This window comes from Methyloceanibacter superfactus, assembly GCF_001723305.1.
GTDB lineage: Bacteria > Pseudomonadota > Alphaproteobacteria > Rhizobiales > Methyloligellaceae > Methyloceanibacter > Methyloceanibacter superfactus.
On sequence record NZ_LPWF01000024.1, the window covers coordinates 82,260 to 104,984 of the forward strand.

Genomic DNA, 22,725 nt, shown 5'->3' on the forward strand with positions numbered 1-22,725 from the left:
TGCCCGAGGGCCCTCTGACGGCTAGGGTCAGCCCGGAAAAGTCCCATTTCCGGCGAGAGGCAGATCTTGAAGTTCATTTCCACGCGCGGTGAGGCGCCGGCGCTCTCCTTTGAGGATGCGCTCCTGGCCGCGCTCGCCCCCGATGGCGGGCTGTTCATGCCCGAGGCCTGGCCGCGCCTGGAGCCGGACGAGATCGCCGCGCTGGCCGGCCTCGACTACGCCGACGCGGCCGATCTTATCATGAGCCCCTTTCTCGCGGGCGATCCGTGCCAGGACGACCTGCAATCGGTGCTCGCCGAGGCCTATGACGCTTTCCACCATCCGGCGGTGGCGCCCCTAAGCCAGATCGGCCCCAATGCGTTCATCCTAGAGTTGTTCCACGGCCCCACGCTCGCGTTCAAGGACTTGGCCATGCAGGTCGTATCGCGGTTCATGAACCGCGCCCTGCTGCGCCGCGGCGGGCACGCCACGGTGGTCGGCGCCACGTCCGGCGATACCGGCGCCGCGGCCATCGAGGCCTTTCGCGGGCTGGACGCCATCGATGTCTTCATCCTCCACCCCAAGGGCCGCATAAGCGACGTCCAGCGGCGGCAGATGACCACGGCCACGGAGGCCAACGTCCACAACATCGCCGTGGAGGGCACCTTCGACGATTGCCAGGCGATCGTGAAGGCGCTGTTCGCTGACCGGCCCTTATGCGGCCGGCTCGGGCTGACGGGCATCAACTCGATCAATTTCGGGCGGATCCTTGCGCAAGTGCCCTATTACTTCACCGCCGCCGTGAGCCTGGGCGCCCCCCACCGGCCGGTGGCGTTCACCGTGCCCACCGGAAATTTTGGTGATATTTTCGCAGGTTACGCGGCCCGCGCGATGGGCTTGCCGGTCTCGCGCCTCGTTATCGCCACGAACCTCAACGACAGTTTACCCCGCGCATTTGCGTCGGGGATTTACGAGCCGCAAGGCGTGGTTGCCACTTCAAGCCCGAGCATGGACATCCAGCTTGCGAGCAATTTCGAGCGCCTCTTGTTCGAGCTTGCCGGCAGGGACGCCGTCCGCGTCAGGGTTTGGATGGACGAGCTGCGCGCGACCGGCGCGTTCCGCTTGAGCCAAGGGGAACTCGGTCAGTTGCGCGACCTGTTCGGGGCGCATTCGGTTGGCGAGCACGAGACGGAGATGACCATTCGGGGGGTTTTCGAAGAGACGGGTATGCTGATCGATCCCCACACCGCCGTCGGCGTCGCCGCTTCGGCTCAGGAGAGCGATCGCGGCATCACCCCGATGGTCGTGCTGTCGACCGCGCATCCGGCCAAGTTCCCGGATGCGTCGAGCGGGCGACGGGGCGCGTGCCCGAGCAGCCCGAGCGCTTGCGGCTTCGCCTTGGCCAGCACGAAGCGCTGCACCGTGCTACCCAGCGATGTTGCCGCCGTCGCCGAGTTCATCGTCGGCCACAGCCGCGCCGAACCGGTCCGAGCGGAGGCGGGCGCGTGAGCATCGAGCGGTCAAAGCTGGCCAATGGCTTGACGGTCGTCAGCCATGCCATGTCCGAGGTCGAGACCGTGTCGCTCGGCATCTGGATCGCGCCGGCAGCCGCAAGCGAGCGCTTCCACGAGCACGGCGTGGCGCATTTTCTCGAGCACATGGCCTTCAAGGGTACGACCCGGCGCAGCGCCCGCGACATCGCCGAGGAGATCGAGGCGGTTGGTGGCGACATCACGGCCGAGACGTCGGTCGACGCGACCGCCTACTACGCGCAGGTGATGCGGAAGGACATGCCGCTCGCCCTCGATATTCTGAGCGACATCTTGCTGGCGCCGCTTTTCGACCCGACCGAAATGGCCCGCGAGCGCGGCGTGATCCTCCAGGAGATCGCCGCGACCTTGGATTCGCCGGAGGACATCGTCTACGACCTCGTCTCCGAGGCGGCCTATCCCAATCAGCCTTGCGGCCGGACCATCCTCGGCTCGGTGGAGAGTGTCAGCCGCTTCGGCCGTGACGATCTCGCCGCCTATCTCGCCGCTCACTATCACGCGCCTAACATGGTGCTCGCCGCCGCCGGCGCCGTCGATCACGCGGCGCTGGTCGCCGAGGCCGAGCGGCGCCTTTCGGCGCTGCCGGAGAACACGCCGCCGCGCCCCCAAAGAGCCGTCTATGCGGGTGGCACCTTGCGGTCCGAAAAGCCCTTCGAGCAGACCCATCTGGTGCTCGGTTTCGAGGCACCGGCTTACCAGCATCCGGACTATTTCCCGGCGCAGATCCTGGCCGGCGCGCTGGGCGGCGGCATGTCTTCGCGGCTCTTCCAAGAGGTGCGCGAGCGCCGCGGCCTCTGCTACGCCATCTACGCCTTCTCCACCGGACTTACCGACAGCGGCATGTTCGTGATCCATGCGGCCGGCGCCCCGGACCGGGCGGATGAGCTGTTCACGGTGATCCGCCATGAGCTGGAGCGCGCCGCGGAGCACGGCTTCGAAGCCGCCGAGATCGACCGGGTGAAGGCCCAGCTCAAGATGGGGCTTCTGACCGGTCTCGAGAGCTCCTGCGCCGCGGAGCAGCTCGCCCGGCAAATCCTGATTCACGACCGGGTCCTGCCGACCAAGGAGCTGATCGAAAAAGTCGAGGCGGTCGAGGTCGACGCCCTGCAAGCCATGCTGGAGCGCGTACTGGTCTCGCCGCTCAGCCTTGCCACGGCCGGACCCATTGTTAATGTTGCGAGATTCGATGCTGTGGCGGCAAAATTCACTGTTTCGGCAAGCAAGGCCGCCTGAAGAGGGTGCTTAATCGATGGCGCTGCTGCGAGCTACCTCCCCAAGTGACTTTGGGCCGGTCATCGAGTCCGACCGCGTCATGCTGCGCACCCCGCAGATGTCGGACTATCCCGCTTGGGCAGAGCTGAGAGCGTCGAGCCGCGAGTTCCTGATGCCGTGGGAGCCGCTCTGGGCGCCGGACGAGCTGTCGCGCGCGTCGTTCCGGCGGCGCGTGCGCCACTATCTGCGCGATCTGCGCGAAGACGTCGGTTACGCCCTGTTTATCTACGCCACCGCCACCAATGCGCTGGTTGGCGGCCTGACGCTTTGCAATGTGCGTCGCGGCGTCACCCAGTCCTGCACGCTCGGCTATTGGATTGGCGCCAACCACGCGCAGCAGGGCTACATGACGGCCGCTGTCCGCGCCGTCGTTCCATTCGTGTTCGATTCGCTGGAGCTGCATCGGCTGGAGGCGGCGTGTCTGCCGACCAACGCGGCCTCGATCAAGCTTTTGGAAAAGACAGGATTCAAGCGCGAGGGTCTCGCGCGCCGTTATTTACGGATCAACGGAGCATGGCAGGATCACCTGCTCTATGCGCTGCTTGACTCCGACATGCGCAGCTAAGGCTGCACTGGGACAGGAACGGGGGCGGAATGGCGGAGACGAACGTCTCGGCGAACGCTGAAGCAGGAGCCTGGCAGCAATGCCGTGGCCGCCTGCCTGCGTTTGCCTGCGCTCTGCTGCTTGCGCTCACCGTGCTGGCCCCGGGACTCGCGCGCGCCATCGAGGCGATCCCGGTGGATCCCGACCAGCCCAAGATCGACATCACCGCCAAGGGCGAGCTGTACGAGGGCCGCGGCGACCGGCTGCAGATCGAGACCGCGCCGGGCCCCGACGGCTATATCGGCCGCATGGCGGTGCAGGCCTCGACGCCCGGCACCAATCCGGGCTGGCTCGTCTTCGCCCTGTCTAACCCGACCGACGAGCGCATCGTGCGCTGGCTCGTGGCGCCGCGCTACACGCTGGCGAATTCCGGCGTGCTGCGCCCCGAGCTCGACGCGCCGCGCATTGCCGCGGTCACGCCTTCGCTGGGCTTCCGCCCCGAGCCGCTGAAGAGCGACCGCGGCGATATGTTCCGGCTCAATCTCGAGCCGGGCCAGACCGTCACCTTCGCCGCCGAGCTCAGCTCGCTGAAAGTACCGCGCCTGACATTATGGGATCCGCATTTCTACCAGGCGAAGCAGCAGGACCGCATGTTGTTCAACGGCGTGCTGCTCGGCATCACCGGCCTTCTCGCCATCTTCCTCACCGCCATCTTCGCCGCCAATCACCGCGCCATCTTCCCCGCCACGGCGCTGATCGCCTGGGCCGCGCTGATCTATTTCTGCGTCGATTTCGGCTTCTGGAACAAGCTGTTCCCCGTGGGCCCCGACCGCACCGCGGTCTACCGCGCCGCGGCCGAGGCGGGGCTTGCCGCGAGTCTCGTGCTGTTCCTCTACACCTTCCTGCGCATCGGCCTGTGGCATGTGTGGATCAGGACCATGTTCTGGGGCTGGATCGCCGCCCAGTTCGCCCTCATCGTCGTCGCCATCATCGACCCGCAGACCGCGTCCGGTCTCGCGCGCGCCTCGACCATCCTCATCGCCGGCATCGGCACCGGCCTCATCGCCTATTTCGCGTTGCGCGGCCAAGACCGCGCAATGTCGCTGATACCCAGTTGGATGCTGCTGATCGTCTGGCTGTTCGGCGCCTCGATGATCGTGCTGGGTAAGCTCTCGGGCGAGGTCGTTGTCTCCGGTCTCGTCGCCGGCTTGGTGCTGATCATCGTGCTGCTCGGCTTCACCGTCACCCAGTTCGCCTTCCGCACCGGCGGCGGCGCCGTCAGTCTCGGTCCACCGAGCCTCGTGCAGATGAAATCGTTGGCCGTCGACGGCTCCGGCACCCATGTCTTCCAGTGGCATGCGGGGCGCGACCTCGTAACCGTGAGCAACGACGTCGAGATGGAGCTCGGACTCGATCCGGGCAGTCTCAACGTGACGGTCGAGGAATTCCTTCAGCACATGCATGCTTCGGACCGCGAGCGCTTCCGGCTCATGCTCTGGTCACTCCAGGAGAAGCAGGGCGGCGAGCTCAGGACCGACTTCCGCATGCGGCGCACGACGGCACCTATCTCTGGTACGATTCGCCCACGCCGCGCCCAACGAGAATGTGCGTCTGCTCGCTGCGTCGGCTTGATGCGCGACGTCACCAGCCTCAAACGCTCCCATGAGCGGCTCATGCATGACGCGGTGCATGACAGCCTTACCGGGCTTCCCAATCGCGAGCTGTTCATGGACCGCCTGCAAGGCGCCATCACCCGCGCCGCCGAAGGCCAGTCGCACCGTCCTACCGTGATCTTCATCGACATCGACCGCTTCAAGAACGTCAACAAGAGCTTCGGGCTCGTCATCGGCGACAGCATGTTGCTGACGTTGGGGCGTCGCTTGGGCCGTCACCTCAATCCGCAAGATACGCTCGCCCGTCTCGGCGGCGATCAGTTCGCCATTCTGCTGATCTCCGACAGCGACCCCCATCATGTCGCCACGCTGGCCGAACGGGTACGCCGTGCGCTGCGGACGCCCATGAAGATCAGCGCCAAGGAAATCATCCTCACAGCCTCCATCGGCATCGTCGTCCATGACGGCTCGCAAGTGAGCGCCCAGGACATGCTGCGTGACGGCGAGATCGCTATGCTGCGCGCCAAGCGCGGCGGCGCCGACCGGATCGAGATTTTCAATCCCGCCATGCGCGGCGAGGACGAGAGCCGCCTGCCGCTCGAGAGCGAGCTCAGGATGGCGCTCGACCGGCAGCAGCTTCAGGTCTTCTATCAGCCGATCACCCGCTTGGCGTCGAACCAGCTCGCCGGCTTCGAGGCGTTGCTGCGCTGGGACCATCCGACGCGCGGGCGTCTTGCGGCCGAGGATTTCATTCCGCTCGCCGAGGAGTCCGGGCTGATCGTCGATCTCGGCAGCTATGTGCTCGGGCAGGCGCTGGAGGAGGCGGCAAGCTGGCACAAAGTGCTGCCGCGCGACCGCGACCCCTTGTTCGTCAGTGTGAACGTGTCGAGCCGCCAGCTCTTCCGCCAGGACATGGTGCAGGAGATCAGGTTGATGCTGGCACGCGAGTCGGTGCCCAAGGGCACGCTCAAGCTCGAGATCACCGAGTCGCTCGTCATGGAGAATCCCGAACGTGCCGTCGAGATCCTCACCTGGCTCAAGACATTCGGCGCCAGCCTGGCGCTCGACGATTTCGGCACCGGCTACTCATCGCTGAGCTATCTGCACCGCTTCCCCTTCGACACCATCAAGGTGGACCGCTCACTCGTCCGCGACTCGAGCCTCAACGGTCAGACGCCGCTGATCCTCCGCTCGGTCATCGCGCTGGCGCATGAACTCGGCAAGGAAGTGGTCGCCGAGGGCGTGGAGACCCAGGCCGACGCGAGCTACCTGCGCTCGATCGGCTGCGAATTCGGCCAAGGCTATTATTACGGAGAGCCGATGGCGGCCAAGGACGTCGCCGCCCTGCTGGCCGCGCTCGCCAGCCACCGCAAGCGCAAGCAGCGGGAGCGGGCGCGCGACGAGCCGGCAACGCCATCGGGTCTCGAGGTGCAGGCGCCGACTCAACCCGCGTTGCCGGAATTGCCGGGACCGAGTGCCGCGACCTCAGGCGTGACCTGAGTCGTTCACGAGGCGGATCGGATCGACGCCAAGGCTGCCAAGCGCCCGGTTATATTTGCCGTCGACCTCGGGATCGAAGATCAGCGCCGGATCGGCGGGACAGTTGAGCCAGCCGTTGGACTGAATCTCATCCTCGAGCTGTCCCGGCGCCCATCCCGCGTAGCCCAGCGCCAGCAGCGCCTTGTCGGGGCCGCTGCCCTTGGCGATGTCGCGCAGGATGTCGATGGTCGCCGTCAGGCAGACGCTCTCGTCTATCGGCAGCGTGCTCTCCGCCTTGAAGTAGTCGGCGCTGTGTAGCACGAAGCCGCGTCCCGTCTCCACCGGACCGCCGAGATGCACGGCCATGGCGCTGAGGCCCATGGGCAGGGCGATGCGGTCCTCGGACGGGACGATGTTGAGCTGCTCGAGCAACTCGGTGAAGCTGATATTCGGAGCGCGCTGATTGATGATGATGCCCATGGCGCCCTCGGAGGAGTGCGCGCAGAGATAAATCACCGAGCGCGAGAAACGCGGATCGCCCATGGCCGGCATGGCGATGAGCAACTGGCCATCGAGATAGCCTTCCTCGTCGGGGTGGGAGCGACTTGCCATGAAGCCATGCTACAGCAGTTCCACCGGCAGAAAAGAGGCAACGCTGAATTAAGGCAAAGCGCGTCATTCTCGCCGCACGGGCTCACAAAAGAGTGACGCATGTCAGGGCCACTTGAGGTCGCGCCGTCAAGCGGGCGCGGCTAAATTTGCGGCCCGCTATCCCGCCGAACAATGAATTGGATGTCATGATCGGGACGAGATTTTCCACACGCCAGGCCGTGCCGCTGCTGTCCGGCTTGGCAATTGCCGCTTCCCTGGGCATTGCCTTCGCCGACGCCGGCTTTGCGGCATCGACGGGCCAGTCGCCTTGGGTCGACCAGAGCAACTCCAAGGTGAGGCTGGTCAGCGGCACCATCATGACGGATGGGAAGCCCGCGATCTTCGCCGGGGTGCAACTCCGCATGGCGCCCGGCTGGAAGACCTATTGGCGGAACCCCGGCGATTCCGGCGTGCCGCCCAGCTTCGACTGGTCGGGGTCCAAGAATCTGAAAAGTGCCGAGGTGCTATACCCCGCACCTCATCGCTTTGCCGACGCCAACGGTACCGCCATCGGCTACGGGGACGAGGTTGTGTTTCCCGTCAAGATCACGCCCGAGCATGACGGTGAGCCGGTGGAGCTGAAGCTCGATTTCGAGTACGGCCTCTGCAAGGATTTGTGCATTCCGAACGAGGCGGCGCTCGACTTGGCCTTGCCGCCCGATCTCGGCAAGGGGGACGCAATGCTCCTCGAGACCGCGCTCGCCCGCGTGCCGAGGTCCGCGCAAGGAGATGCGCTCCCCAAGATCACGCACATTGCCGCGACGCTGGGCGGTCCCGCGCCGGCACTGGAAGTCGAGGCGACTTTTCCGCCGGGGGCAACGGGAACCGACTTGTTCGTCGAGAGCCCGGAAGTCTTCGTGCCGGTGCCGAAGGCGCTCGGACCGCTGGCCGACGGCAAGCAGCGCTTTGCCGTGGCCTTCATGTCGGCCACGGAGGCCGCCGCCATCAAGGGCAAGGCCCTGACCCTCACGCTCGTTTCCGACGAAGGCTCGACCGCAACCGTGTGGACGGCCGAATAGCCGTTTGGTTGCCTCGCAGGCGACCTTGGCCCCGTCCGGCGAAGCCGGTATGGTGCCGCGCAGAAACGCAAATCAAGGGAGTGCCCGTATGACCATCGCCAAAGGAGACAAGCTGCCCGAGGCCACCTTCCGGGTCATGGGCCCCGAAGGGATCGATGCGCTGTCGACCGACGACGTCTTCGCCGGCAAAAAGGTCGTGCTGTTCGCGGTGCCGGGCGCGTTCACCCCGACCTGCCATCTGAAGCATTTGCCGGGCTTCATCGAGAACGCCGACAAGTTCAAGTCGCTCGGTATCGACACGGTCGCCTGCGTCGCCGTCAACGATCCCTTCGTGCTCGGCGCCTGGTCGCAAGTCTCCGGCGCCAAGGACAAGGTTCTGTTTCTGTCGGACGGCAATGGCGAATTCACCGACAAGATCGGCATGGGTTTCGACGGCAGCGGCATCGGCCTCGGCACCCGATCCAAGCGTTACGCCATGTATGTCGATGATGGCATGGTGAAGGTGCTGAACACGGAGGACTCGCCCGGCGTCGCCGAGGTCAGCACGGCGGATGCGATCCTCAAGGAGATCTAGCCGCGCCGACCGCCTATGAAGGGGGCCATGCCTTCGCGGGCGAGCTCGTCGGCGCGCTCGTTGTCGTCATGGCCCACATGGCCCTTAACCCAGTGCCAGCGCACGATGTGTCGCTCCGCCGCCGCCTCGAGGCGCTGCCATAGCTCCATGTTCTTCACCGGCTTCTTGTCGGAAGTCTTCCAGCCGTTACGCTTCCAGCCTTTGATCCAGCTAGTGATGCCGCCGCGCAAATAGCTGGAGTCGGTATAGAGATCGACCTCGGACGGCTTCTTCAGCGCCTCCAGCGCCTCGATCGCCGCGGTCAGCTCCATGCGGTTATTGGTGGTCTGGGCCTCGCCGCCTTTGATCTCCTTGCGGTGAGGGCCTGAGTCGAGGATCGCGCCCCAGCCGCCGGGACCCGGATTCCCCGAGCACGCGCCATCCGTATGGATGACCACCATGGGGCGCTCGGCCATGTTCAATGCTCTCCGAGCCCGTAGTCGCGATAGGACGTGACGCGCTGATGGAAGCGAAGCTTGCGCAAATACTCGGCCGGGTCCTTGGTCTTCACCAGGGCATTCGCATCGGTGTTCAGCCAGTCATAGGTGCGGGTCAGCAGGAAGCGCAACGCGGCGCCCCGGGCGAGCAGCGGCAAGGCGGCGAGCTCAGCCTCGGTCAGCGGGCGCTCTAGCTCATAGGCCTGCAACATGGCGCGGCGCTTGGTGACGTTGAAGCTCGCGTCGGGCTCGAAGCACCAGGCGTTGAGGCAGACCGCGACGTCGTAAGCCAGCATGTCGTTGCAGGCGAAATAGAAGTCGATCAGCCCGGAAACCTTGTCGTCGAGAAAGAACACATTGTCGGGGAACAGGTCCGCATGGATCACGCCCACGGGCAGGCCTGTGGCCCAGTGGGTCTCCAGATGGGCAAGCTCGCGCGCGATCTCGTCCTTGAGGCCGGGAATGACGGTGTCGGCGTTCTCCTTCACGTCGTCGTAAAGCGCCTGCCATCCGGGCAGCGACAGATCGTTACCGCGGGCCATGGGGAAGTCGGCGCCGGCGATATGGAATTGTGCCAGCACCTGGCCGAGACCGGCGCAATGCTCTATCCCCGGCCGCCGCAGCGACAAGCCTTCGAGGAAGCTGATCAGCGCCGCCGGCCGCCCCGCCAGTTCCCGCAGCGTCCGCCCCTCGCGATCATGCACCGGCAGCGGGCAGGAGAGTCCGCGCGCGGCGAGATGCTCCATCAGCGCCAGGAAATAGGGGAGGTCGTCGGGCCTGACCCGTTTCTCGTAGAGCGTCAGGATGTAGCGCCCGGACCCGGTATGGACGAGATAGTTTGAGTTCTCGACGCCCTCGGCGATGCCCTTGAACGAGGTCAGCGCGCCGATATCGTAACTGGCAATGAAGCTTTCGAGCTCTTCGTCGGAGACGTCGGTGTAGACAGCCATCTACAGCGCCGGCATGTCTCTGAGCTCGCGGGGGAGCTTGAAGGCGATATTCTCTTCCGCCGTGGTGACGGTCTCGACCCGAACGTCGAAGCGCATCCGGAAGGCGTCGATGATAGCGTCCACCAGCACCTCGGGCGCCGAGCCCCGGCGGTGACGCCAAGCCGGACAATACCGTCGAAATCGGTCCAGTCGATCTCGCTGCGCGCTCCACCAGCATGGCGCGCGGGCAGCCGGCACGCTCGGCCACCTCGACGAGGCGGAGCGAGTTCGAGCTGTTGGGCGAGCCGACGACGATCATGCGGTCGCATTTTGGCGCGATTCGCTTCACCGCGTCCTGGCGGTTCGTGGTGGCGTAGCAAATATCGTCCTTGCGCGGGACGCTGAGGGTCGGAAAGCGCGCCTGCAAAACGCTTAGGATTTCCTTGGTGTCGTCCACCGACAGCGTGGTCTGGGTGATCACGGCGAGCCTGTCCGGGTCCTTGGGCGTGAAACGATGCGCATCATCCACCGTCTCGATCAGCTGCACCGCGCCCGGCGGCAGTTGGCCGGTGGTGCCGACGACCTCGGGGTGGCCGGCATGGCCGATCAGCAAAATCTCGCGGCCGCCGTCGAACAGCCGCTCGGCCTCGATATGCACCTTGGAGACGAGCGGGCAGGTGGCGTCGAGCACGAACATGCGCCGGTTCCGCGCCGCTGCCGGCACCGCCTTCGCCACCCCATGGGCGGAAAACACGATGGGCGCGTCGGTTTCCGGGATTTCGTCCAATTCTTCGACGAAGATGGCGCCCTTGGCCTTGAGGGAATCCACCACGTAGCGGTTGTGGACGATGGCGTGGCGGACATAGACCGGCGCGCCATATTTCTCGAGCGCCAGTTCGACGATCTGGATCGCCCGGTCGACGCCCGCGCAGAATCCGCGTGGGCTAGCGAGAAAGACGGTCAGAGGAGGACGGCCGCGATGCCGCCCATTGGCGTTGTCCATGCCGGTCATCGGTGCTCCAGAAACGGCCATTTTCGGGGCCGCGAGGGGCTCAAGTCTTGCCTTGTCGGGCCTAGCGGGGGCGGATAGTTTGACGCCCATCCAGAAGCCCGGAAGCTCGCGACATTTCAAGCCTTTTTGGGTCGAGTCCGGGCATATCAGGCGGGGACGCCTGGCATGTCAAGCCGAGGACGGGGTGAGTTTGAGGCGTATCGCCAGTCTTTCACGTTTGCGCGCCCTCGGGCTTCTCGCGCTGCTCGCGAGCCCGGTGCTTGTCGCCGGCTGCGGCGTGCCCAAGATGTCCAATCCCTTCGGGTCGGGCAACGAGGAGTCTTCTGCCTCGCTGCTGAACGACGATAAGCTGCCGGAGAGGCCGCTGACCGAGACCGCCGCGCCGGCCGGCCCTGCCGACGGCCGCGCCCTCAATTGCCCGCAAGTGGTGGCTTGGCCCAATGAGCGGCTGCGCACCGTCTACCAGCCGGGTCATGACGGCGACACCAATTTTGTGGTTCACCGCGGCGAGATCACCAAGCTCTCCCGCGAATGCCAGTTCTACGGCGGCCGCGTCGTCGTTAAATACGGCTTTGCCGGCCGGGTGCTGCTCGGCCCCAAGGGGGGCCCCGGCACTGTGACCATGCCGGTCAAGATTCGCGCGGCCGGCGCCGACAAGCAGACGCTTGCCACCGACAAGATGTCGATCACCACCACGGTGCCCGCTGGCTCGCCAGTCGGCTATTTCTCCATGGTCCGTGAGATCGGCTTCCCCCTCCAGGTCGGCACGCGGCCCGAGGACTACAAGATCTTCGTCGCCTTCGCCAAATAGGGCAGGGCTCGAGTCATGACGCGGCATTTCCCCCTCATTCTGACGATCCTGCTGCTCGCCGGTCTGCCCGCCGCCGCTTCGGCCGAGCCCTGCCGCGACGAGTCGTTTCGCGGCGCGTCCTACATCGTGTGCGCGTTCAACCCCGCCAAGGAGGATATCCGCATCGTCTGGCGCGACACCGACGGCCGCCCTTACCGGACCTTCGGCGCGCTGGCCGCGCAGTTGCAGACGGAGGGCGAGACGCTCCAGTTCGCCATGAACGGCGGCATGTATGAAGAGGATCTCAGCCCCGTGGGGCTGCACATCGAGAACGGGAAAGCGCTGTCCGAGGCCGATACGAAGACCATCAAAGGCCGCCCCAGCCAGATCCCCAATTTCTACAAGAAGCCGAACGGCGTGTTCTATCTCGGCGGAGACCGGGCGGGTATTTTGGTGACCGAGCAGTTTCTGGCGCGCAAGCCCAAGGCCGAATACGCCACCCAATCAGGCCCGATGCTGGTGATCGACGGCGCGATCCATCCAGCCTTCATCGTCAAGTCGACCGATCTGAAGCCGCGCGACGGTGTCGGCGTCAAAAGCCCGAGCGAGGTTTATTTCGTCATGGCGCGGGGCCGGGTCAGCTTCTACGAATTTGCCCGCTTCTTCCGCGACGCACTCCATTGCGACAATGCGCTGTTCTTGGATGGCGGCACGGCACCCGGCATCTATGCGCCCGAGCTCCGACGCAACGATCCGCCGTCTCACGGCGGCTACGGGCCGATCATCGCCGTGGTGAAATAGCGCTGGGCCGAGCCCCGCCGCCGGGGTTGGGAAGGCATTGGCAGCGGAGCGTCGAGCCCAGGAGACTAACGCCCGCGCAATGCGGACGCTTCGTCGCTCCTGAAGGTTTCGGTCAGCGGAACGAGCTGCCAAAGCGCCGACGCGCCGACCAGGATATAAACGACCCGCGAGAGCAGAGAGCCCGCGCCGAACAGCGCCGCCACCAGGTCCAAGTCGAGAAGGCCGACAAGGCCCCAGTTCAGCCCGCCGACGATGACGAGGATCAGAGTGATCAGGTTCAAGAGTTTCATTTCGTTTCTCCGTGGGATGCGATGAGCGGCGCAAGGCTCCGATCGGAACCCGCGCCGCCCTTATGGCTCTCGGCCTAGCTCTTCGGCGGCATGATCACCGTGTCGATGACATGGATGACGCCATTCGAGGCCGCGATGTCGGTCTTGGTGACTTTGGCGTCGTTCACCATGGCGGTGTCGCCTTCGACTGTGATGTCGACCATCTCGCCGTTGACGGTCTTGGCCTCGTCGAGCTTGACGACGTCGGCGGCCTGAACCTTCCCGGGCACCACGTGATAGGTGAGGATGGCGACGAGCTGATCCTTATTCTCGGGCTTCAGCAGAGACTCCACCGTGCCGGCCGGCAGCTTGGCGAAGGCCTCGTCCGTGGGGGCAAAGACGGTGAACGGCCCATCGCCCTTCAGCGTCCCGACCAGACCCGCCGCGTCCAGCGCGGCGGCCAGGGTCTTGAACTGACCCGCGGACACCGCCGTGTCGACGATATCCTTCTCGGCCGCGCGCGCATTCATGCCGCCGAACGACAGTGCGACGACGGCAAGCGTCGCCACGATCAGATTTGCCCCGACGATGAGGCCTGCAAATCGAAACATCGGTACTGCTCCTTTTTCATGTTGACTAACCACCCCGCGCGAGGCGTCAGCCGCGGCGGCGCCATGGAAGCCGGAGTTGGGGGGAGCCTCCGGGGTCTCTGGAGCCTGGGGGAAGGCTCCGCTCCATGTCTTTTGCGCCGCGACTGAACGCCGTACTTGGTGGCGCGGGGTGTAGAAGCGGGAACAATGAGAGTGAAATAAGCGATTTACAAGCAAGAAAATCGCTCATATCATTCAACAGAAGTTGATCCTGGAGCGGAGATGACTGTTTTCCGAGAAAAATTCGTGGGCTTCGGCGGCAGGCGCCTGAAGGCCCTCACCGCGCTCGCGGTCGCTTTGGGGCTGCTGGCCGGCGGGACCGCCTCGGCCGAGGGCCTCCAGGTGCCCGGCGCAGACGCGACGGCGGGGCCGGCCCGCAAGACCGGTGGCGGCTTCGAGTTCCGTCGGAAATTGTCGTCCGTCGACAATCCCTATTGCGCCATCGTTACCTATGTCGTGCCGGACTTCACGGCGGAGGCGTCCTCGACTCAGACGGCGGACGACCGCTCGGTGATCGTCATCGACGCCTCGATCCTGAAAACGGAGCGGGCGTACGCCCACTTCCTCATGGCCCATGAGTGCTGCCACCACACGCTCGGCCACACGCGCCTCACCACGCAGCGTCTGGGCAGCGTCGGACCGCAGCCCTTCTATTACCTGCGGCCGCTCCTGAAGAACATGGAGCTCGATGCGGATGGTTGCGCCGTGCGCATGCTGCGGCTCACCGACGAGCCCGATGCCATCGAGAGCGCCCGCATACGAATGTCGCGGTTCGGTGACGAGCAGACAGGCGCTTACTATCCGACCGGCAACGAACGGGCGGGCCATATCGAGCGCATCGCTGCGGAGGAGTGAGAATGAGCGAGTTGATGGTCTCGGCAGGAGAGGCGGCGCGACGGCTCGGCGTGGCCCCCGCGACGATCCAGCGATGGGTCAATAGTGGGGTGCTCCACGCCGAGCGCACCCCTGGCGGCCATCGCCGCATCTATGTCACGGAACTGCGCCGGCTGATCGCCGCCAACCGCCCGGCGACGCTGAGCGGTCCGGTCGCCGATTGGTACGACGTGCTGATGACCGGCGATCCCATCAAGGTCAAGACCGCTTTGATCGCCTCGCGTCTGGAGACGGGACGCTGGGCTGACACCGCCGACGAGGTCGCCGCGGCGATCGCCGAGATCGGCAGGCGCTGGGAGGCCGGCGCCTGTCAGATCTTCGAGGAGCACGCCGCCACCGAAGCCCTGCGCCGCGCCGCCGCGGCTTGTGCCGCCGACATGCGTTATGCCGGCGATGCGCCGACCGCCGCGCTTTTCACCATCGAGAACGAACGGCACACGCTGGGGCTGGCCCTGGCCGAACTCGTTCTGGCGGAAGCTGGCTGGCGCCCGATCTGGATCGGCGAGGGACTGCCGGCGGACGAGCTCGCTCCGCTTTTCGCCAAATTCGCGCCGCGCCTGGCCCTGGTCTCCGCTTCAGCCGCAAGCCGGCCCACCGCCGTCGCGTGCTATCAGGCGCGTCTGATGAAGCCGCGGCCGACGCGGGCATTCGGCTCGTCCTTGCCGGTAGCGCCTCCTGGCGGGACGAAGCCGGGGCGACGCGAGTCGTCACCTTCAAGGACTTGCCTGAGGCTCTGAGGTGAGACCGCACGATCTGATCGGTGCGGTCGCGGCGACGATCTTGAGCCTTTCTGTCATCGTTTTCGGCTTGGGCTTCGCCGCCGCGGCAGGGGCGGAACGCGAGTCCTGTATCGATGACGCCATGATCGTATTCGACGCGTCGGGCTCCATGTCGGGCAACGAGAAGCTGGGTATCGCCACCACCATCACGCGGATCGACGAGGTCCGTTCGGCGCTCGGCCGCGTGCTGCCGGCGGCGGCGCGTCATCGCCGCGTGGGTCTCATCACTTACGGCCCGGGCCCCTATAACCAGTGCAACGTCGAACTCAATCTCGAGCCGGCGCTGGACGCCGCCAAGCGAATTCTGGAGGCGGTCGAAGCGCTCACCCCGGCGGGAAAGACGCCGCTCACCTCGGCCGTGGAGAAGGCCGCCGACGTGCTCGACTTCCGCCGCAAGCCCGGCGTCGTTGTCGTGCTGACGGACGGGGAGGAGACCTGCGGCGGTTCGCCCTGCGCGCTCGGCGAGGAGCTGCATGACTCGGCCGAGAATCTGACCGTCCACGTCATTGCCTTCCGCACATCGAATTTCAGCTGGACCGGCGAGCAGAGCATTCTCGGCATCAAATGCCTCGCTGAGGCGAATAACGGTCTCTATGTCACGGCGGAGACGCAAGAGGACCTGGTCGCGGCCTTTCAGGAGACCCTGAGCTGCCCCATGATCTCGCAACGCTCGATGCCTTGAGCGGCCGTGGCGGTCATCCGGCCGGCCAGCGGGCCGAGATCGTGTTGGTGAGCAGCTCAAGCCATCGCTGCACCTGCGTGAACACGAGAAACTGGTCGTAGACCCGCTGTTGCGCGCTTCGGCCGAGCGCCACGCGCTTCGAGCGGTCGCGCAAGAGCGTATCGAGCGTCTTGGCGATCTCGCCGGCGTCCTCCGCGTCCTTCACCAATAGGCCGTCCAGCCCGGGGCGGATCTGCTGTCTGATGCCGACGGCCGACGATCCCATCAGCGCGGTGCCCTTCCACATCGGCTCCGTCACCGTGAGGCCGAAGCCTTCTTGCAGCGAGTTCTGCACCACCACGTCGGAGCAGCGTTGCAGGGCGTTGACGATCAGGGCGTTGTTCTTCTTCGAGGCCATGGGCAGCGAGACGATGGCGACGTCGCTCTGGATTTGCGGCGGCATGGCCTCATACGCCGCGCAGAGCTCCGCCAGCACTTCCTTGCCTTCCGGGTCGTCGTCGATGGATGTGGGGTCGGGGCCCGCCAGCACGAGGCGAACGAGTTGCAGCATATGCCGGTGCTCATCGCTCAGATCCGTGCGCGCCTCGAGGTCTTGCTTGAGGGCAATGAAGCCCTCCATCAGCGGAACGAAGCCCTTGAGCCGATCCCAGCGGGAGATTTGCGTCACGATGGGCCGGAACAGCAGACCGAAATCCTCCGGCTCCGTGGCCGGCGCCCAGCTGCCGCCGGGCTGCAGCCGCTCAGCCGGTTCGGCGAATGGCGGTGTCATCACCGGTCCCCACGGCTTGATCAGCGCAGCATTGGCGAGCGTGCCGACCAACTCGTGGACGGACAGGTTGCGGTTCTTGTAGCTGAGCGGATCGATCGCCGGATGGATGATCGACGCCCGCCCGGCGAAGCAGGTCGGGATATATTCCGGCGCCGTGAACACCGCGTGGTCGTAGGGCTCGGCGTAGCCTTCGAGAAAGTCCCAGGCGGCGCGGGTCTGCGGCGTAGCGCGGTCGAGCCCGATATGGCACCGCCAGATCGCCGCGATATCCAGTTTCTCCCGCAGCTTGGCGCCCGCGCCCATGGGCTGCGGGTCATGCACGACGAGCACGTCTCCGGGCGACAGGAATTTCTCGATCTTGTCCGCGTTCTCAAGGCTGACCTGCTCGTAAAGGTCGTGCTCCGCCCGGCCGAGAGCAGGATCGCCGATGCCGTGAATGAGGTTGTGCAGGCGCTTGGTCAGGCGGAAGAAGGCGGGATCGTGTGTTTCCATCACGATCCATTGGGCATCCACGCCAAGCTCGCGCATCAACGCAAGAAGCGGCGGCAGGAGTTCCGCCACTCCGCCGCCATGGCTCGTGCTGTTCACCATGACGACCCGCCGTCCGTCGAGCACGGGCAGCCGGCTCTCCGCCTCCTGGCGGAGATTCCGGACCGTGGCGCTCAGCGGCGCGACGCTCTCATAATCGGCGAGCGATACGGGGTGCCGTGGTTCGACGACATGCACCATGCCGCGACCTTACCCCAACGATCTTACGGATTTGCCAAAATCGAGGCGCGAAAACCTCGGCCCGGGGCAGGACCGTTACCGCGTTCGGCGGCGCGGCGGCTAGTTCAGCTTTGTCTTGACGGTGTCGATGCCCTGCTTGAGCAGCTTGTCGGCCGTCTCGGGCGTGAGCTTGTCGGCGATGATCATCTGCGCCGCGGTTACGGCGGCGTCCGCGGCGGCGGCGCGGACCTCGCGCAAAGCCTCCGCTTCGGCGCGGCCGATCTTGTCCTCGGCGAGCTTCATGCGGCGGTCGAAATGCTCCTTCATGGAGCGGGAGGTCTCCGCGGCGAGCGCCTGAGCCTCCCTGGAGGCGAGATCGACGATGTCTTGCGCCTCTTTGGCGGCATTGCCTTGCTTCTCGCGGTAATCGGCGAGCACCTTGTCCGCCTCCTCCCGCAAATGCTTGGCCTCTTCGATTTCCTTGGCGATGGCCGCGGCCCGGGCATCGAGCGCCGTGGCGATCTTCTTGTGCACGCCGAGATAGAGCACCCCGGCCACGAACAGGAAGAAGGAGACGGCGACCCAGAATTCGGGTGTGTAAAGGAAATCCATGACGCTCAAGCCTTCCGCGCCGCAGACACGGCCTTGTCAACCTCTGCCTTGGCGGGCGCAGTGCCGATCAGCTTCTTCACGATATCCGCGGCCACGTCGCTGGCGACCGCGTTCACGTCCTTCATGGCCGCGACCTTGGCCTTCTCGATGCGCGCCTCGGCTTCCTCGCCCTTGGCGGCAAGCTGCGCGTCGAGCTTCGCCCGCTCGGCATCGGTCTCGGCTTTCAGTTTGACGCGGCCTTCCTCGACGATGGCGTGCGCCTTCTGCTTGGCCTCGGCCAGCGCCTGCTCATAGGCGGCGATCGCCTCCTCCGTCTCGCGCCGCAGCCTTTCGGCGGCGGCGAGATCGGCAGCGATATGCGCGGCACGGGTCTCGATCACGCTGCCGATGCGCGGCAGCGCGATCCACACCATCAGCAGATAGAGAACGCCGAAGGTGACGAGCAGCCAAATGAGCTGTGGCGCCCAATCGAGCGGATTGAGTTGCGGCATGGTCGCGTCCTTTAGAAGAGCGGGATCGGCTCAGCCTAGAACACGAACAGGATGATCAGCGCAACCACGAGACCGAACAGGCCGGTGGCCTCGGCGAGCGCAAAGCCGAGCAGCAGGTTGGCGAACTGCGACGGTGCGGCCGAGGGGTTGCGAAGCGCCCCTTGCAGATAGTTGCCGAAGATCGTGCCGATGCCGACACCGGCGCCGACGAGTGCGATCGAGGCAAGACCTGCGCCGATCAATTTTGCTGCTTCTGCTTCCATTGGTTTTCTCCCGTGAGACGAAATCTAAGACGATGAGACGGTTAAATCAGTGCATGTGGAGTGCATCGTTGAGATAGATGCAGGTGAGGATGGCGAACACATAGGCTTGCAGGAACGCCACCAGCAATTCCAAGCCGGTGAACGCCACCATGAAGGCCAGCGCCGCCCAGCCGCCGAGCAGGCCGAGCGCCACGACGAACGAGCCGAACACTTTCAGCATGGTATGGCCCGCCATCATGTTGGCGAACAGACGCACCGAAAGGCTCACCGGCCGCGTGAGATACGAGATTACCTCGATCACCACGAGCAGCGGCAGCATCACGAAGGGAACGCCGGACGGCACGAAGAATTTCAGGAACTTGATGCCGTGCTTCCAGAAGCCGATGATCGTCACGGCAATAAAGATGAAGGCGGCGAGCGCGAAGGTGACGATGATGTGGCTGGTGACGGTGAAGGAGTAGGGCACCATGCCGAGCATGTTGAGCGCGAGCACGAACATGAATAGCGTGAAGATGAAGGGGAAATATTTCATCCCCTCGGTGCCCACGTTGTCGCGCACCATGCCGGCCACGAACTCGTATGACATCTCGGCCACGGATTGCAGGCGCCCCGGAACGAGCGAGCCTTTACGCATGGCAAAGACCGTGAACAGGGTGATGAGCGCCGCGGCGATCACCATGAACAGGGCCGAGTTGGTGAAGGAGGCGTCGAAACCGAAGACGTCGAGTTCGATCAGGCGCTTGATCTCGAATTGATGCATCGGATCGGGCAGGCCGGTGCCGCCACCTCCGTGACCGCCGCCGTGTCCGGCTTCTTCTGCGTAAGCTGCCCCAATCACTGCGAATCGCCCCTAGTCATCATCATCGTCGTCAGCCGCGTTACGCAGATGCTGGCCGGGTAACGGCTCGCCCTGCATGGATTTGGCTGTCCGCATCACGTTCATGATGCCGGCGGCGGCTCCAAGAACCAGAAACACCACCATCCCGAACGGCGCTGTGCCGAACAGCCTGTCGAGTACCCAGCCGATGCCCCCACCAATTACGACGCCCGCGACCAACTCGGTCGACAACCTTAGGGCTTGGCCCATCGCCTTGCCGCGCCCTTGTTGATCTTCGGGCGGCGGCGTACGCCGGTTTTTGGCCGCGAGCTTCCCCTCGAGAGCGTCGAGCCGCTGCCGAATTGTCTCCGCGTCGCGGCCGCTTTGCGGGCGTCCGGACTGATTTTCGGCTCCGGCCATTGGCGTTGCTCAATTTCCGGGGAGAGCCTGAAGGGTCGGCTGATCCTCAAGCTTGGCGCGCACTTTAGTTTGGGAATTGGGCCTGTCAAGGAAGTCAAGGCGCCGCAGGGGGCGCCCTGAACACCCTTGGAATCGGAGCCTCAAACCGGCTTCGAGGGGGTACCTATTGAGGCGGTTCGAGGCGGGAGATGGGAGCGTATCCGATCATAGAGCGTCATGGGGAGCGTAAGCGTGCCCACTTGAGGCGCCCCAACCGACACGAGCACCGCCTTCTGCCAAAAAAGCTTGGCGGGCTCGGCATTCCTGAAGTCTTCCCAGGGGATGAGAATCGGACTGCGCGGCAAGGGCCCGCCGACCGCGAGATAGAGGCCGGCATCCCCGATACCCACCGTCACGATGTATCGGTAGAGGACCGCCCCGGCGACGAGAGATTGCCTCGTCAGAACCTCGCCGTCGGGCTCTGCGGATGTGCCGTAGACGCGCGATAGCGTGCTCCATCCCGTCGCGCTGCCGAAGCTTCCTTTGAAATGCTCGCCCAGGATGGGCAGGAGAAATCGCAAGCCGAGGCCGATGGCGCCCAGGATTGCGAGGAAGGCTAGGACTGCGAGGAGCGTTTCCAGGTCGTTGCCCTCGCTCGGAGGCTAGCTTGCGTCCCGCAGACGTTCCGCCGTCTCCAGGTCCACCGACACCAGCTGGCTCACCCCGCGCTCCTGCATGGTCACGCCGAACAGCCGGCTCATGCGGGCCATGGTCAACGGGTGATGGGTGATGATCAGGAAGCGCGTATCGGTCTCCTTGGACATCTCCTCCATCAGCCGGCAGAAGCGGTCCACATTGGCGTCGTCGAGCGGCGCATCCACCTCGTCGAGCACGCAAATGGGCGAGGGATTGGTGAGGAACACGGCGAAGATCAGCGCCATGGCGGTCAGCGCCTTCTCGCCGCCCGAGAGCAGCGTGAGGGCTTGCGTCCGCTTGCCGGGCGGCTGAGCGAAGATCTCGAGCCCCGATTCCAGGGGATCATCGGAATCCACCAGCTTGAGCTCGGCCGAGCCGCCGCCGAACAGCGTCTGGAACAGCCGGCCGAAATGGCTGTTGACCGTCTCGAGGCTCCAGCAGGCGCTTGCGGCCCTCCCGGTTCAGATTGGAGATGCCCTGGCGCAGCCGCGCGATGGCCTCTTCCACGTCGGCCTTCTCGCGCTCCATCTCCTCAAGCCGGGCGGCGAGCTCCACTTCCTCTTCCTCGGCCCTGAGATTGACGCCGCCGAGGCGTTCCCGGTCGGCCTTGAGCTTCACGAGACGCCCCTCGACCTCCGAGAGTTCCGGCACGTCCGCGCCCGCCTTCAGGGCGGCACGGGCGAGGCATTCCTCGGGCGCACAGTCCAGCTGCTCGCGGATCATGCGGGCGAGCTCGCTCCGCCGCTCGCGCGCCGCCTCGAGCCGGGCTTCCCCGCGCGCCTTGGCCTCGCGGGCCTCGGCCAGCGTCTCTTGCACCGCGCGCAGCGCCTTCTCCTGAGCCTTCAGAGCCGTCTCGGCAACGGCGAGGTCGTCGGCGGCCTTGGCCCGCTCGCGCTCGGCCTCGGCGATGGCCTCCATGAGCTTGCCGCGGCGATCCTCGATCTCGGCCGGCAGATTGGCGAGCGCTTCGAGATCGGCGCTGGTCTCCTGCTTGCGCGCGCTCAGCGTCTCGATCTGCTCGCGCGCATTGGCGATGCGCTTCTGCCAAAGATCTTCCTCGGCGGTGATCGCCTGGATGCGCTCCTGCCGCAAGCGCACCTCGCGCTCGAAGCCTTCCAAGGTGGCTTCCGCGCGGGCGGCACTCGACCGGCTCGCGCCGGCCTCGGTCTGCGCGGCTTCCAATGCGGCTTCGAGGCCGGCGAGCGATGCCAGCGCCAGCAGCGCCTCGTCGGTGCGCTCGCTCTGCTCTTTCGCTTCGTTGAGCGCGGCCTTGGTACGGGTCAGGCCTCGGCCAGCGCGCCGAGTTGCTTGCTGTTGGCTTGCGCCTCGTGCTCGGCCGCGGCGATGGCCTCGCGCGCCCGGTCGAGCTCGCCATGGTTGTCCTTGGCCTGCTGGCGCAGCGCCTTGGTCCGCTGCCCGCTGGTCTCGGTGCGGGTGGAGGCGTCGGTCAGGGCCGTCTCGGCCGAGGTCTCGGTCTCTAGCGCCTCGGTCTTGTGGACCTTGAGCGCTTCGAGCCGGCTCCGCTCCACGAGGCGGGCGCCGGCGGCGCTCGCCGTGCCGGCCTGAACGCTATAGCCGTCCCAGCGCCACAGATCGCCCTCCTTGGAAACGAGACGCTGCCCCGTCTTCAGCGCGGCCTGCATCGCCTCGCCCTGAGCTGAGTCGATCACGCCGATCTGCGCCAAACGGCGGGCAAGCGCTTCCGGCGCTTTGACAAATTGGCTGAGCGGCGTGGCGCCATCGGGGAGCGCCGGGTCGCGCCGCCGGCCACCGTGCGCCAATGGGCGGGTGCGGTCTCCTCGGCTGCCGCATCGAGATCGTCTCCGAGCGCCGCGCCGAGCGCCTGCTCGTACCCGGCTTCGATCCGCACCTGTTCGACGATGGGCGCCCAGTCATGGGTCGGCGCCAGCAGCTTGATCAAGGTGGCAAGCTCGGTCTCGATCTCCTGGCGCGCAGCTTGGCGGACGCGGCAATCCCCTGAGCCGGGCTCCTCGGCGCGGGCCTCTT

At 65.6% G+C, this 22,725-nt stretch carries 25 protein-coding genes and 2 pseudogenes; 11 read left to right on the forward strand and 16 right to left on the reverse strand.

Going from position 1 to position 22,725, the window contains the following annotated elements; translation table 11 throughout:
- Window positions 1–66: 66 nt before the first annotated feature.
- The 4 genes from thrC to AUC69_RS07785 are packed head-to-tail and all read left to right on the forward strand — an operon-like array spanning window position 67 to window position 6,458.
- A complete protein-coding gene (gene thrC, locus AUC69_RS07770; protein ID WP_069441647.1) occupies window positions 67–1,488 on the forward strand; it encodes a threonine synthase in 1,422 nt (473 codons plus the stop codon).
- Window positions 1,485–2,762 (forward strand): M16 family metallopeptidase, encoded by a 1,278-nt coding sequence (locus AUC69_RS07775; protein ID WP_069441648.1) that lies wholly within the window; start codon window positions 1,485–1,487, stop codon window positions 2,760–2,762. Before thrC ends, AUC69_RS07775 begins: the two co-directional genes overlap by 4 nt.
- 16 nt (window positions 2,763–2,778) lie before the next feature.
- A complete protein-coding gene (locus tag AUC69_RS07780) occupies window positions 2,779–3,366 on the forward strand; it encodes a GNAT family N-acetyltransferase (protein ID WP_069441649.1) in 588 nt (195 codons plus the stop codon).
- Between the two features lie 29 nt (window positions 3,367–3,395).
- Entirely contained in the window at window positions 3,396–6,458 is a 3,063-nt protein-coding gene (locus AUC69_RS07785; RefSeq protein WP_083239215.1) for an EAL domain-containing protein, read from the forward strand.
- Here the strand turns inward: AUC69_RS07785 and AUC69_RS07790 are convergent.
- Window positions 6,444–7,049, reverse strand: coding sequence for a YqgE/AlgH family protein (locus AUC69_RS07790; RefSeq protein ID WP_069441651.1), 606 nt, complete (start codon window positions 7,047–7,049; stop codon window positions 6,444–6,446). The two genes, AUC69_RS07785 and AUC69_RS07790, sit on opposite strands and share 15 nt — an antisense overlap.
- A 185-nt stretch (window positions 7,050–7,234) precedes the next feature.
- Here AUC69_RS07790 and AUC69_RS07795 point away from each other — a divergent pair, with 185 nt between their 5' ends.
- Window positions 7,235–8,107 carry a protein-disulfide reductase DsbD domain-containing protein gene (locus AUC69_RS07795; protein ID WP_069441679.1) on the forward strand — a complete coding sequence of 291 codons (873 nt, stop codon included), beginning with the start codon at window positions 7,235–7,237 and terminating at the stop codon, window positions 8,105–8,107.
- 88 nt (window positions 8,108–8,195) lie between these two features.
- Window positions 8,196–8,681: a peroxiredoxin gene (locus tag AUC69_RS07800; protein ID WP_069441652.1), complete on the forward strand. Its 486-nt coding sequence runs from the start codon at window positions 8,196–8,198 to the stop codon at window positions 8,679–8,681.
- Here AUC69_RS07800 and rnhA read toward each other — a convergent pair.
- From rnhA to ispH, 3 genes and pseudogenes are all read right to left on the reverse strand, one after another.
- The gene (gene rnhA, locus AUC69_RS07805; RefSeq protein WP_069441653.1) at window positions 8,678–9,136 is read right to left on the reverse strand and encodes a ribonuclease HI; all 459 of its coding nucleotides are present in this window, start codon (window positions 9,134–9,136) and stop codon (window positions 8,678–8,680) included. The two genes, AUC69_RS07800 and rnhA, sit on opposite strands and share 4 nt — an antisense overlap.
- Before the next feature lie 2 nt (window positions 9,137–9,138).
- The gene (thrB, locus tag AUC69_RS07810) at window positions 9,139–10,107 is read right to left on the reverse strand and encodes a homoserine kinase (RefSeq protein ID WP_069441654.1); all 969 of its coding nucleotides are present in this window, start codon (window positions 10,105–10,107) and stop codon (window positions 9,139–9,141) included.
- Window positions 10,108–11,089, reverse strand: a pseudogene (gene ispH, locus AUC69_RS07815) (4-hydroxy-3-methylbut-2-enyl diphosphate reductase). It lies immediately after the preceding gene.
- 193 nt (window positions 11,090–11,282) lie between these two features.
- Here ispH and AUC69_RS07820 point away from each other — a divergent pair.
- The gene (locus tag AUC69_RS07820; protein WP_141700660.1) at window positions 11,283–11,909 is read left to right on the forward strand and encodes a hypothetical protein; all 627 of its coding nucleotides are present in this window, start codon (window positions 11,283–11,285) and stop codon (window positions 11,907–11,909) included.
- Between the two features lie 15 nt (window positions 11,910–11,924).
- Window positions 11,925–12,689: a phosphodiester glycosidase family protein gene (locus AUC69_RS07825; RefSeq protein ID WP_069441656.1), complete on the forward strand. Its 765-nt coding sequence runs from the start codon at window positions 11,925–11,927 to the stop codon at window positions 12,687–12,689.
- Between the two features lie 65 nt (window positions 12,690–12,754).
- On the opposite strand, the gene AUC69_RS07830 is transcribed toward AUC69_RS07825, so the two are convergent.
- Entirely contained in the window at window positions 12,755–12,979 is a 225-nt protein-coding gene (locus tag AUC69_RS07830) for a DUF378 domain-containing protein (protein WP_069441657.1), read from the reverse strand.
- A 74-nt stretch (window positions 12,980–13,053) separates the two neighbouring features.
- Entirely contained in the window at window positions 13,054–13,488 is a 435-nt protein-coding gene (locus tag AUC69_RS07835) for a fasciclin domain-containing protein (protein ID WP_069441680.1), read from the reverse strand.
- 342 nt (window positions 13,489–13,830) lie between these two features.
- Here AUC69_RS07835 and AUC69_RS07840 point away from each other — a divergent pair, with 342 nt between their 5' ends.
- The 3 genes from AUC69_RS07840 to AUC69_RS07850 are packed head-to-tail and all read left to right on the forward strand — an operon-like array spanning window position 13,831 to window position 15,963.
- Window positions 13,831–14,463: a hypothetical protein gene (locus AUC69_RS07840; protein WP_141700661.1), complete on the forward strand. Its 633-nt coding sequence runs from the start codon at window positions 13,831–13,833 to the stop codon at window positions 14,461–14,463.
- 2 nt (window positions 14,464–14,465) lie between these two features.
- Window positions 14,466–15,239 carry a MerR family transcriptional regulator gene (locus AUC69_RS07845; RefSeq protein WP_069441659.1) on the forward strand — a complete coding sequence of 258 codons (774 nt, stop codon included), beginning with the start codon at window positions 14,466–14,468 and terminating at the stop codon, window positions 15,237–15,239.
- Between the two features lies 1 nt (window position 15,240).
- Window positions 15,241–15,963: a vWA domain-containing protein gene (locus AUC69_RS07850; protein ID WP_204377287.1), complete on the forward strand. Its 723-nt coding sequence runs from the start codon at window positions 15,241–15,243 to the stop codon at window positions 15,961–15,963.
- A 13-nt stretch (window positions 15,964–15,976) separates the two neighbouring features.
- Here AUC69_RS07850 and AUC69_RS07855 read toward each other — a convergent pair whose 3' ends face one another.
- From AUC69_RS07855 to AUC69_RS17915, 10 genes and pseudogenes are all read right to left on the reverse strand, one after another.
- Window positions 15,977–17,461 (reverse strand): glycosyltransferase, encoded by a 1,485-nt coding sequence (locus AUC69_RS07855; RefSeq protein WP_069441660.1) that lies wholly within the window; start codon window positions 17,459–17,461, stop codon window positions 15,977–15,979.
- A gap of 99 nt (window positions 17,462–17,560) precedes the next feature.
- Window positions 17,561–18,052 carry a F0F1 ATP synthase subunit B family protein gene (locus AUC69_RS07860; protein ID WP_069441661.1) on the reverse strand — a complete coding sequence of 164 codons (492 nt, stop codon included), beginning with the start codon at window positions 18,050–18,052 and terminating at the stop codon, window positions 17,561–17,563.
- 5 nt (window positions 18,053–18,057) lie between these two features.
- A complete protein-coding gene (locus tag AUC69_RS07865; protein WP_069441662.1) occupies window positions 18,058–18,543 on the reverse strand; it encodes a F0F1 ATP synthase subunit B family protein in 486 nt (161 codons plus the stop codon).
- Between the two features lie 35 nt (window positions 18,544–18,578).
- A complete protein-coding gene (locus AUC69_RS07870; RefSeq protein WP_069441663.1) occupies window positions 18,579–18,806 on the reverse strand; it encodes a F0F1 ATP synthase subunit C in 228 nt (75 codons plus the stop codon).
- 46 nt (window positions 18,807–18,852) lie between these two features.
- Window positions 18,853–19,566 carry a F0F1 ATP synthase subunit A gene (locus AUC69_RS07875; RefSeq protein ID WP_069441682.1) on the reverse strand — a complete coding sequence of 238 codons (714 nt, stop codon included), beginning with the start codon at window positions 19,564–19,566 and terminating at the stop codon, window positions 18,853–18,855.
- 90 nt (window positions 19,567–19,656) lie between these two features.
- Window positions 19,657–20,043 (reverse strand): AtpZ/AtpI family protein, encoded by a 387-nt coding sequence (locus AUC69_RS07880; protein WP_069441664.1) that lies wholly within the window; start codon window positions 20,041–20,043, stop codon window positions 19,657–19,659.
- Between the two features lie 140 nt (window positions 20,044–20,183).
- Window positions 20,184–20,603, reverse strand: coding sequence for a hypothetical protein (locus AUC69_RS07885; RefSeq protein WP_069441665.1), 420 nt, complete (start codon window positions 20,601–20,603; stop codon window positions 20,184–20,186).
- An 81-nt stretch (window positions 20,604–20,684) separates the two neighbouring features.
- Window positions 20,685–21,339 (reverse strand): annotated as a pseudogene (locus AUC69_RS19685) (AAA family ATPase); the annotation flags it as partial.
- A gap of 659 nt (window positions 21,340–21,998) precedes the next feature.
- Entirely contained in the window at window positions 21,999–22,388 is a 390-nt protein-coding gene (locus AUC69_RS07900; protein WP_204377288.1) for a hypothetical protein, read from the reverse strand.
- Window positions 22,385–22,725, reverse strand: a 341-nt coding sequence (locus tag AUC69_RS17915) for a hypothetical protein (RefSeq protein WP_204377289.1), incomplete at its 5' end; no start/stop codon positions are given. The genes AUC69_RS07900 and AUC69_RS17915, both read right to left, overlap by 4 nt.

Excerpts from the sequence above, each read along its gene's own strand:
- AUC69_RS07865 (WP_069441662.1), bottom strand. The coding sequence starts at position 18,543 with ATGCCGCAACTCAATCCGCTCGATTGGGCGCCACAGCTCATTTGGCTG.
- AUC69_RS07835 (WP_069441680.1), bottom strand. The coding sequence starts at position 13,488 with ATGAATGCGCGCGCGGCCGAGAAGGATATCGTCGACACGGCGGTGTCC.
- AUC69_RS07860 (WP_069441661.1), bottom strand. The coding sequence starts at position 18,052 with ATGGATTTCCTTTACACACCCGAATTCTGGGTCGCCGTCTCCTTCTTC.
- rnhA (WP_069441653.1), bottom strand. The coding sequence starts at position 9,136 with ATGGCCGAGCGCCCCATGGTGGTCATCCATACGGATGGCGCGTGCTCG.
- AUC69_RS07825 (WP_069441656.1), top strand. The coding sequence starts at position 11,925 with ATGACGCGGCATTTCCCCCTCATTCTGACGATCCTGCTGCTCGCCGGT.
- AUC69_RS07800 (WP_069441652.1), top strand. The coding sequence starts at position 8,196 with ATGACCATCGCCAAAGGAGACAAGCTGCCCGAGGCCACCTTCCGGGTC.
- AUC69_RS07870 (WP_069441663.1), bottom strand. The coding sequence starts at position 18,806 with ATGGAAGCAGAAGCAGCAAAATTGATCGGCGCAGGTCTTGCCTCGATC.
- AUC69_RS07875 (WP_069441682.1), bottom strand. The coding sequence starts at position 19,566 with ATGCATCAATTCGAGATCAAGCGCCTGATCGAACTCGACGTCTTCGGT.
- AUC69_RS07855 (WP_069441660.1), bottom strand. The coding sequence starts at position 17,461 with ATGGTGCATGTCGTCGAACCACGGCACCCCGTATCGCTCGCCGATTAT.
- AUC69_RS07830 (WP_069441657.1), bottom strand. The coding sequence starts at position 12,979 with ATGAAACTCTTGAACCTGATCACTCTGATCCTCGTCATCGTCGGCGGG.
- AUC69_RS07790 (WP_069441651.1), bottom strand. The coding sequence starts at position 7,049 with ATGGCAAGTCGCTCCCACCCCGACGAGGAAGGCTATCTCGATGGCCAG.
- AUC69_RS07845 (WP_069441659.1), top strand. The coding sequence starts at position 14,466 with ATGAGCGAGTTGATGGTCTCGGCAGGAGAGGCGGCGCGACGGCTCGGC.
- thrB (WP_069441654.1), bottom strand. The coding sequence starts at position 10,107 with ATGGCTGTCTACACCGACGTCTCCGACGAAGAGCTCGAAAGCTTCATT.
- AUC69_RS07840 (WP_141700661.1), top strand. The coding sequence starts at position 13,831 with ATGACTGTTTTCCGAGAAAAATTCGTGGGCTTCGGCGGCAGGCGCCTG.
- AUC69_RS07780 (WP_069441649.1), top strand. The coding sequence starts at position 2,779 with ATGGCGCTGCTGCGAGCTACCTCCCCAAGTGACTTTGGGCCGGTCATC.
- AUC69_RS07795 (WP_069441679.1), top strand. The coding sequence starts at position 7,235 with ATGATCGGGACGAGATTTTCCACACGCCAGGCCGTGCCGCTGCTGTCC.
- AUC69_RS07880 (WP_069441664.1), bottom strand. The coding sequence starts at position 20,043 with ATGGCCGGAGCCGAAAATCAGTCCGGACGCCCGCAAAGCGGCCGCGAC.
- AUC69_RS07785 (WP_083239215.1), top strand. The coding sequence starts at position 3,396 with ATGGCGGAGACGAACGTCTCGGCGAACGCTGAAGCAGGAGCCTGGCAG.